The organism is Synechococcus sp. R5-13 (assembly GCF_047462015.1).
Lineage (GTDB): Bacteria > Cyanobacteriota > Cyanobacteriia > Thermostichales > Thermostichaceae > Thermostichus.
Genome location: NZ_JANSIL010000053.1, coordinates 20,182 through 28,193, shown reverse-complemented (window position 1 = coordinate 28,193; position 8,012 = coordinate 20,182). Strand labels below are relative to the sequence as shown.

6 protein-coding genes, 1 rRNA gene and 1 pseudogene are annotated in these 8,012 nt (G+C 58.2%); 4 read left to right on the top strand and 4 right to left on the bottom strand.

Annotation, left to right across the window (positions count from 1 at the left end; genetic code table 11):
• The 3 genes and pseudogenes from rrf to NW840_RS04505 form a co-directional block, all read left to right on the top strand.
• Positions 1 to 107 (top strand): 5S ribosomal RNA (gene rrf / locus NW840_RS04515); the annotation flags it as partial.
• 116 nt (positions 108 to 223) lie between these two features.
• Positions 224 to 745: pseudogene (locus NW840_RS04510) on the top strand (amidohydrolase family protein); the annotation flags it as partial.
• A 20-nt stretch (positions 746 to 765) separates the two neighbouring features.
• A complete protein-coding gene (locus tag NW840_RS04505) occupies positions 766 to 987 on the top strand; it encodes an amidohydrolase family protein (RefSeq protein WP_041436618.1) in 222 nt (73 codons plus the stop codon).
• A gap of 210 nt (positions 988 to 1,197) precedes the next feature.
• Here NW840_RS04505 and NW840_RS04500 read toward each other — a convergent pair whose 3' ends face one another.
• The 3 genes from NW840_RS04500 to NW840_RS04490 form a co-directional block, all read right to left on the bottom strand.
• Positions 1,198 to 2,001 carry a hypothetical protein gene (locus NW840_RS04500; RefSeq protein ID WP_414328720.1) on the bottom strand — a complete coding sequence of 268 codons (804 nt, stop codon included), beginning with the start codon at positions 1,999 to 2,001 and terminating at the stop codon, positions 1,198 to 1,200.
• Between the two features lie 263 nt (positions 2,002 to 2,264).
• Positions 2,265 to 2,807 (bottom strand): transcriptional regulator NrdR, encoded by a 543-nt coding sequence (gene nrdR, locus NW840_RS04495; RefSeq protein ID WP_011433544.1) that lies wholly within the window; start codon positions 2,805 to 2,807, stop codon positions 2,265 to 2,267.
• A gap of 75 nt (positions 2,808 to 2,882) precedes the next feature.
• Positions 2,883 to 4,460, bottom strand: coding sequence for a cryptochrome/photolyase family protein (locus tag NW840_RS04490; protein ID WP_414342642.1), 1,578 nt, complete (start codon positions 4,458 to 4,460; stop codon positions 2,883 to 2,885).
• 136 nt (positions 4,461 to 4,596) lie between these two features.
• On the opposite strand from NW840_RS04490, the gene NW840_RS04485 reads away from it, so the two are divergent.
• Positions 4,597 to 7,050: an ArnT family glycosyltransferase gene (locus tag NW840_RS04485; protein WP_414342641.1), complete on the top strand. Its 2,454-nt coding sequence runs from the start codon at positions 4,597 to 4,599 to the stop codon at positions 7,048 to 7,050.
• On the opposite strand, the gene NW840_RS04480 is transcribed toward NW840_RS04485, so the two are convergent.
• Positions 6,932 to 7,960: a LysR substrate-binding domain-containing protein gene (locus NW840_RS04480; protein ID WP_414342643.1), complete on the bottom strand. Its 1,029-nt coding sequence runs from the start codon at positions 7,958 to 7,960 to the stop codon at positions 6,932 to 6,934. The two genes, NW840_RS04485 and NW840_RS04480, sit on opposite strands and share 119 nt — an antisense overlap.
• Positions 7,961 to 8,012: the final 52 nt, after the last annotated feature.

Below are 8,012 nucleotides of genomic sequence, written 5' to 3'. Positions count from 1 at the left end.
ATGGCGATGTGGAACCACGCCGACCCATCCCGAACTCGGACGTGAAACGCATCAGCGGCGAATCTACTGGCAGGGCGACCTGCTGGCAACCTAGCTCGGTGCCAGGCCCACCACCCTAACCCAATCAAGAGGAACCCAATCAATAGGGGGGTTGGCTTCCGTCAAGCCTCTCTACCTGAAAGCTGACACCATTGGGTGAAGGCAAGCTAGTGAGGTAACAGTTTTGTCGACCATTAGCTTGCCATGTTACCTGCTCTACACCAGTTGGCTCGTTCTGCCAGAGCGGTCTTCGTGTACGGCATGGGAGAGGGGGGGATGTAATCCAACTTCACGATCCCTATCCGTAGTTACTCTTGGCATCTATCGACATCTAGCAGCAGCAGTGAGCTTGCAGTCGGGGTTACGAGGGATCCTCAGCCCACAGGTGATCGACGAACCGAGGGGAGTGGGAGAATCCCTGGCGGACACGGAGGCTTTGATCCAGGTTTGGCATGGACGCGGGGAGGGGCAAATTTACATCTGGGTCAGGTTCCATGCTCCTTATTCTGGCCATCCTGAGAGTTTTGTCCAGGGATCCGCTCTAGCCCAAAGGTATGGAGTGGGGCTGCACACCCACTTGGCGGAAACTCGCCGGGGAGTGGAAACTCTACAGGCTCGCTATGGATTGACCCCGGTGCAGTGTTTGAAACGCTGGGGATCCCTGAGTGCTCAGACCTTGGCCGCCCACTGTGTGCATGTGGGGGCTGAAGAAATCGAATCGAGGAGATGCGGTTGGCGGTGTTTCTGCAGCGGTTGGGATCGGGGGATGGAGCTGCTCTGCCGGCGCAACAGGCTTTGTGGATGGCTACACAAGGCAGTGCCGCCTGTCTGGGTCTGGAAGGGGAAATCGGCAGCTTGGAGGTGGGCAAAAAAGCGGATTTGATCTTGCTGGATTTGCGCGTGGGCACCGCTAACCGCTATGCCAAAAAGCTCGCCACCTGCTTGTGAGAACCTGTGGGCTGCATTTTGACCGTGACTCTATTGCACAGCTCAAAGCGGCCCTCGTCGGGCATATGCTCGAAGAATGTGTTAGGCGTCAGAGGAGCAGCGACAGCCTGGATCACAGATATAACCCCTGGTCATTCGTCAGTGGTGCGGAGTGCATTGGGGGCATCCTAATCCCGCCAGCGGGCTTTTGGAGCATCCTGTGAATAGCTCTCAGGGTGCTTGCACGGGCGGTGGGTTGTTGCGCAAAAACGGCTGTACGGCTACAAATCCCAACCCAAACGATCCAATGACTAAGACGACTGCAGCGGCCATCCAAAGTACGGCAGAGCCCTGGGATCCGTGATGTTGCTCCCGTACCCGCTGATAAATGCCGGTGGAATAGGCTGAGGAGTCTGCCTCGCCGAGATAGGGATCCGGGCCGCCCCTATCCTGCATCAACTCGTCCAGGGAAGGAACCTGGTAGCCAGTGCGGGGGTAGGGCTCGGCAGAGGTGTGGGTGGAAGGGTGGCGAAGGGAATCAAAGGAGGACGGGGCAAAGCCGTTGGATGAGAAGGAGGGGGTCTCGTTGCGGGCCTGTCGGCGCTTGAGGCGATTCAAAAAATCGTAGCTGGGAGGGGCTTCCGGTTGGCCGGGATTGGCAGTCGGGCTGTTCTGTTGGAAAGAGGCTTCAGAAGCTGCAGCAACTTGGGCAGCCTGGCCATTTGCGTCAGCAAGCCGTAGGCTGATTTGCTGCAGGCGCTTCAGGGTGTGGCCCAATTGCCCCTGGAACTCTCGGGTGATGGCAGCGAGCTCTCCAGACAACTGCTGATGCAGAGCGCGCAGGTGCTGGTTTTCCGAGGAAAGCAGGCTTACCTGCTGACGGGCAGACTCCAACTCTTCGGCCACTTGTTGATACACCTGAATCGGCACCACCCCTGGCCCCGTCTCCATTGCGGCAGGGGAGCGAAAGCCACTGGGGTTACTGTTGCTGTTGCGAGCGCCAGAGGGGCTAGAACCCCGAAAACCGTATTGCATAAATTGGGATCGACTCGGAAGGACAGGGGGCTGGGACAGCTTGACACAGAGGGATCCAAGATATCAGGGATCTCCAAGGATAGTGCTGAACACCGGCAATCTAAAGGCGTGCAGCTCTAGCTTTAGTGTAAGCCGCGATTGCTACCCCAAGCATACCGCTAAGCCTTTGGAATGGGCGATCTCTTCACAGCAATTTTTCCGGCCCACAAGCGCCATTTCCCCGCTGCTTCCAGGGAGGGCCGGCTTGCGCTGTCGTTCCCACGTCACGAATACTCCCCCACCAAGTCCGGGGAGCCTGAAGATTCGGAATCTGAGGCAGAGGAGTCCTGCAGCAGCCGCTCCAGATCCCGTCGCAGAGGTGGTTCCAACTGTTCCAGCTCATTGACAAAGTCTTTTATACCCTGAAACTGGCGATAAACGGAGGCAAAGCGCACGTAGGCCACCTCACTTAGGTGTTGCAGGCGCTCCAGCACCATCTCGCCGATGCGCAGGCTGGTTACCTCTTGGGCATCTTCCAATTGCAGTTTTTCTTCGATCTCATTGACCAGCTCTTCCATCTGTCTGACGGTGACGGGGGTTTTTTGGCAGGCACGCATCACCCCTTGCAGGATCTTGTTGCGGTTGAAACTTTCGCGGGATCCATCCCGTTTAATGACCATGATGGGCATGAACTCGATGCGCTCATAGGTGGTGAAGCGGTAGCCACAGGACATGCATTCTCGCCGCCGCCGCACACTCTGGCCGCCTTCTGCCGAACGAGATTCCAAAACTCGGATTTCTTGTTTGCTGCAGCGGGGACATTTCATGGCTTGCAGTCCTTACAAAGCGACAGGTGGGTAGGAGGGTGCCTCAATTTTACCGGATGCTTAATCTTCTGGTGCTTAGACAGATTGCAAATGAGATGGACTCTGTTCGTCGAGTGCAGATTGCAAGGGATCCCACCAAGCAGCGGCTTGCGCCTGGATCTGGGCCTTCAGCTCCGGTTCCATGCGATCCAAATGGATCAATACCCATTTCATTCTGCCCAAGGGGGCTAAGAGGGATCGCTGACGCAACAGGAAGTCCCAATACAACGTATTGATGGGGCAGGCTTGTTTGCCAACCTTTTCGCTGGGATTGTAGCGGCAATGGCGGCAGTAGTCACTCATTTTGCGGATGTACTGAGCAGAGGCGGCATAGGGTTTGGTGGAGAGCATGCCCCCATCGGCAAAAAGGCCCATGCCGATGACGTTGGGCTGCATCACCCAGTCGTAGCTGTCGATAAACACATCCTGAAACCACGCTTCCACTGCCTGGGGTTGGATGCCGCTGATGAGGGCGAAATTGCTGAGCACCATCAGCCGCTGGATATGGTGGGCATAACCATGACGGCGAATTTGATCCAGGGTGTGCCGCAGACAGGCCATGTCGGTGTCGCCGGTCCAGAAGAAGTGGGGCAGGGGTCGGCGGTGGTCAAAAAAGTTCTTCTGGGCATAGCCGTTGGGCATTTGGTATTCGTAGAAGCCGTGCATGTACTCTCGCCAGCCCAGGATCTGGCGGATGAAGCCTTCGGCGGAGGACAGGGGGATCCCGCCGCGATGGTAGGCTTGTTCGACGGCAGCGATGACTTCGTGGGGGGTGAGCAGGCCCAAGTTGAGGTAGGGAGAAAGCAGCGAGTGGAAAAGGAAGTCTTCCCCGGCTTGCATGGCGTCTTGCCAGGGGCCGAAGTGGGGCAGGCGCTCGTGAATGAAATGATCAAGCACTTGCAGGGCTTGGGCGCGGGTGACGGCCCAGCCAAATCCTTCTAAGGATCCGAAGTGATGGCCGTAGTGTTGCCTAACTTTTGCGATGACAGCCTGGGTAATGGCATCGGGGGAAAAGGTGAGGGGCTGGGGGTAGCGCATTCCGGGTTTGGGGGGATGGCGGTTTTCCCGGTCGTAGTTCCAGCGCCCGCCCAGGGGCTTGGGGCCATCCATGAGAATGCGGAAGCGTCTTCGCCCTTCGCGGTAAAAGTCTTCCAGAAGCAGGCGCTTGCGGCCTGAGGCCCACTCGATAAATTGATCAGCTGTCCAGAGGAAGTGGTTGTTTTCCAAGATCAGGAGGGGGCAAGGGAGGGTGGATCTCAGCTTTTCTATTTCATCTCGGACGGGAATATCGGCGGGCTGCATGAGGCGGATCTGCTGCAGTTGATGCTGCTTGGCCCAGGTTTGCAGCGGCTCGGCAAAGCCTTCCGCTTCCACATAGGTGACCGGGTAGCCCCGCTGTTGCAGTTCTTGGGCAAAGTGGCGCATGGCCGACCAGACCAGCACCAATTTCTGCTGATGGTGGTTGCGGGAGCTGGCCCACCGGTGAGATTCGATGAGAATGACGGGAACTCGGTCTGGGGATAGGGTCGAGAGGGAAGCGAGGGCGGATTGCTGGGGGTGGAGTTGATCCGCAAGGATCCAAACCCCTTCTGGGCCGGCAGATGGAGCGATCATGGGATGCTGAAGCTCTCGGTCTATGGGAGGAGCGCTGAGAATGACACAGGTTGAGTTTAGCTCTGGGGGGCAAGGCCAGGTGGCAGTTGCAAGGGATCCCAATGTCTGCTGAATCTCTGCGGATTGTTTTCAAAGCATGAACGGTACAGACGAGGAGAGAGAGACATTGCCGGAGAGACCCCACAGGCCGGGGATCCCTTGCCTGCGGTGGTGGGCCGGGCTGGGGATGGTGGCCCTGCTGCTGCTGGTGATCTGGAATTGGACGGATCCCTTGCCGCCGGCGTGGGATGAGGCGCAGCATCTGCTGCAGGCGCAGGCGTTTGGGCTTCACCTGCAGCGGTTTCGCTGGGATGGGCTGTGGGGTCAGCAGTTTTTGCATTTGAACCAGCGCTACCCCCCTTTGGCCTATTGGCTGGGGATCCCCTTGGCGGCTCTGCATCCCTTCAGCCGGGCGGACGGGCAGTTGCTCAACTTGGTGTTGCTGGGGGTGCTGGTTCTGGCAACCCAGCGGCTGGGACAGCGGGTCTATCGCTCCTGGGAAGTGGGCTGGCTGGCGGCGGCGCTGCTGCTCCTCTATCCGGGGATCACGGCTTTGGCCCACGTGTACATGTTGGAGTTGCCGCTGGTGGTGGCGGTGACGCTGGCGTTTTGGGCGCTGTGGGCCTATGGGGAGAAGCCTTCCTGGTGGGGGGCGGTGGGGGTGGGGGCGGGGGTGGCGGCGGTGCTGCTCACCAAGTGGACAGGGGTGCTGTTTTTGCTGCTGCCTTTGGTGGGAGTTGCAGGTCAGGCCCTCTGGCGCTCTGGGAAAGCGGTGGGGTGGTGGAAAGGGATCCCTTGGCCGGCGCGGCTGGCCCACTTGGCCTTGGGGATGGGTGTGATGCTGCTTTTGTGCTGGCCCTGGTATGGGGCCAATTGGCTGTTTGTGCTCAGCAATGGCTGGGCTTACGCCGAGACTGCCCACTACTACATCACTTGCCCAGCGGGATCCCTGTGCTGGTGGACTGCCTACTTGCGCCTTTTGCCCCTGCAGATGAGCCCTTTTTTGTGTGGGTTGCCGCTGCTGAGCGGGTGGGGATCCCTGGACAGGCGAGAGGCAGTCTTGTGGGCCACCTACGGTTCCGGCTACCTTCTCTACACCCTGGTGGACATCAAAGATGTGCGCTTCACCCTACCCCTGCTGCCTCTCTTGGCCGTGTTATCAGCAGGCGGGATCCAAAAGGCTTGCCGGTGGTTGGAGGAACGCTGGGGTGCGTGGGCTTTGCAAAGGGGAGTCTGTGCAGGGCTAGTTCTGGGCTGCTTGGCCTTGGCCAATTTGGGTCGGCCCCTCACCCCAGGGGTGGCCCCTCTGTGGACGGGGATCCAGATGCGCTGGCAGGGGAAGCACCCCACGCAGGAGCTGACCCAGTGGATCCAATCCTTGATCCAGCCAGGTTTGACCACCACGCTGGGGGTTCTCCCCAACACAGAGCTGATCTCTTCCGAAACCCTCACCTACTTGTCGGCTCTTCAGCGCTGGCCGGTTACATTCCGCGCTGCTGGGCAAACCCCCTGGCCGGAGCTGGAGCTATCCTTGCTGGATGGGTTTGTGGATGCCGAAGGGGAACAGGGAATTATTGGCCCTTATGGCCCGACTAAGGAGCAGATCCGGCAGCACCTGCGCAGCAGCCCAGACTGGCGACAAGATCCGGCGGTGGAGTTGCCTACGGTGGGTCGGCTGCACACTTACTTCCCTCGCTTTTCAAAGGTGACGGTACAGGAGTGGCCTCTTGAAGCTGAGGAGGTGGAGCTGGTGGAGGTTGAGGCGCTGTTGGAGCTGGGGATCCCGGCCTGGAAGTTGCGCTGGCAAGGCCCAGCTCAGAACTTGGCCCAGACGCTGGTTTGGGCGCGGCTGGAAGATGGGCAAGGACGGGTTTTGGAGAAGCGGGCCTGGGTGCTGGGGCAGAATCGCCTGCAGCTCAACTCAACAGGCGGCTGGCTGGTGGAAGAGATCTTGACGCTGCCCACAACCGACTTCCCAAGAGGTGGCCTTCTCCACCTGGAATGGCAGTCGCCCAAAGGGATCCGCCATTCCCTACACCAATCCTGGAGAGGATCCCTGTCGAGCTTCCCGAAGGAAGGCCCCTTCCTTGTAACGGATCCCTTGTTTCCTCTCCGCAGGGCGGCCAGAGCTGCCGCTGTTGGGGATCTGCAGGCCCTCTCCCTTTACCTCAATGCCTGGACAACCCTGCAATACCCGACTTTTTTGACGGATCCAGATCGCATCCTGGTACGGCAACTGCTGGAGGGGGAACGGCAACAGGCTGCTGCCCAAGGCCAACTGAGCCAGCAAATCCAGAGCCACTACCAACTGGGCTTGCTGTTGGCGGTGCTGCTGCAACCGGAAGCAGCTCAGTTGCATTTTCAACAGATCGTCGAGCTGGATCCGGAAGACGAGTGGGCGCGGGCTTACCTGGGGTTTTTGCGAGTATTGTTCACTCACGACTTTGAGGGGATCCGGGGGTTGCGACAAGAGCTCTCGGCTGTGCTTCAGCCTCTTTGCCGGAAAGCGGATTTGGATTGGGATTTGAATTGGATTTGTGCTGCTCTTTAGCCACAAAGTCCAGCTCCATTTGAGAAACCTGGGAAAGAAGAAAGTCGGCAAAAGCTTTGGCCACCACCGAAAGACGTTTAGAGCGCAAATAGACCAAATGCCAGAACCCCCGAATGGGAAACTCTTCCACATCCAAAATAGCCAGATGATGCTGCCACCCCCCCAAGGCCAACACATGCTGAGACAAAACCGAAATGCCCAATCCACCCACAATGCCCTGGCGAATGGCTTCGCTGCTGCCTATCTCCATGCGGATGTTGAGTTTCAGGTTATGCTTGTCGAAGAGCCGCTCTACAGCCATGCGGGTGCCGGAGCCGGGTTCACGGGCTAAAAAAGGTTCTTGGGCAATGCGCGCCAGAGGGATCCGCTTTTGGCCCACCAGCGGATGATGAATGGGGGCCATCACCACCAAGGGATTTTCCAGAAAAGGTTGCGCCACCACGTCCAGATCTTCTGGCGGCATCCCCATCACGTAGAGATCGTCCATGTTGTTGCTCATCCGCTCCAAAACCTGCTGGCGGTTGAGCACCTTAAGAGCTACGTCAATGCCGGGATACTGCTGACAAAATGGCCCCAGCAGACGGGGAATAAAGTATTTGGCAGTGGTGACCACTCCAATGCTCAGCCGTCCCTGCTTTAGCCCCTTCAGGTCGGCAAGGGTCATCTCGAATTGATTCAATTGTTCAAAAATCTTCTCGCAGGTTTGGTGTAAAGCTTGCCCCGCTTCGGTGAGATACAGCCGCTTGCCCACCTGTTCAAACAGCGGCAACCCTACAGCTTTGCTCAATTGCTTGATCTGCATGGAAATCGTGGGCTGGGTCAGGTAAAGCTCTTCTGCAGCGCGGGTAAAGCTCAAGTGACGAGCGGCAACCTCGAAGATTTGCAGTTGGTGCAAGGTAATGGCCTTCATGGACATCAAGAAAAGCTAAAGGTTTACTACTAAATCATAAGCGCTAATCTAT

Bases quoted from the DNA above. Each gene is read 5' to 3' on its own strand.
- nrdR (WP_011433544.1), bottom strand. From the start codon at position 2,807: ATGAAATGTCCCCGCTGCAGCAAACAAGAAATCCGAGTTTTGGAATCT.
- NW840_RS04505 (WP_041436618.1), top strand. From the start codon at position 766: ATGCGGTTGGCGGTGTTTCTGCAGCGGTTGGGATCGGGGGATGGAGCT.
- NW840_RS04480 (WP_414342643.1), bottom strand. From the start codon at position 7,960: ATGAAGGCCATTACCTTGCACCAACTGCAAATCTTCGAGGTTGCCGCT.
- NW840_RS04500 (WP_414328720.1), bottom strand. From the start codon at position 2,001: ATGCAATACGGTTTTCGGGGTTCTAGCCCCTCTGGCGCTCGCAACAGC.
- NW840_RS04485 (WP_414342641.1), top strand. From the start codon at position 4,597: ATGAACGGTACAGACGAGGAGAGAGAGACATTGCCGGAGAGACCCCAC.
- NW840_RS04490 (WP_414342642.1), bottom strand. From the start codon at position 4,460: ATGATCGCTCCATCTGCCGGCCCAGAAGGGGTTTGGATCCTTGCGGAT.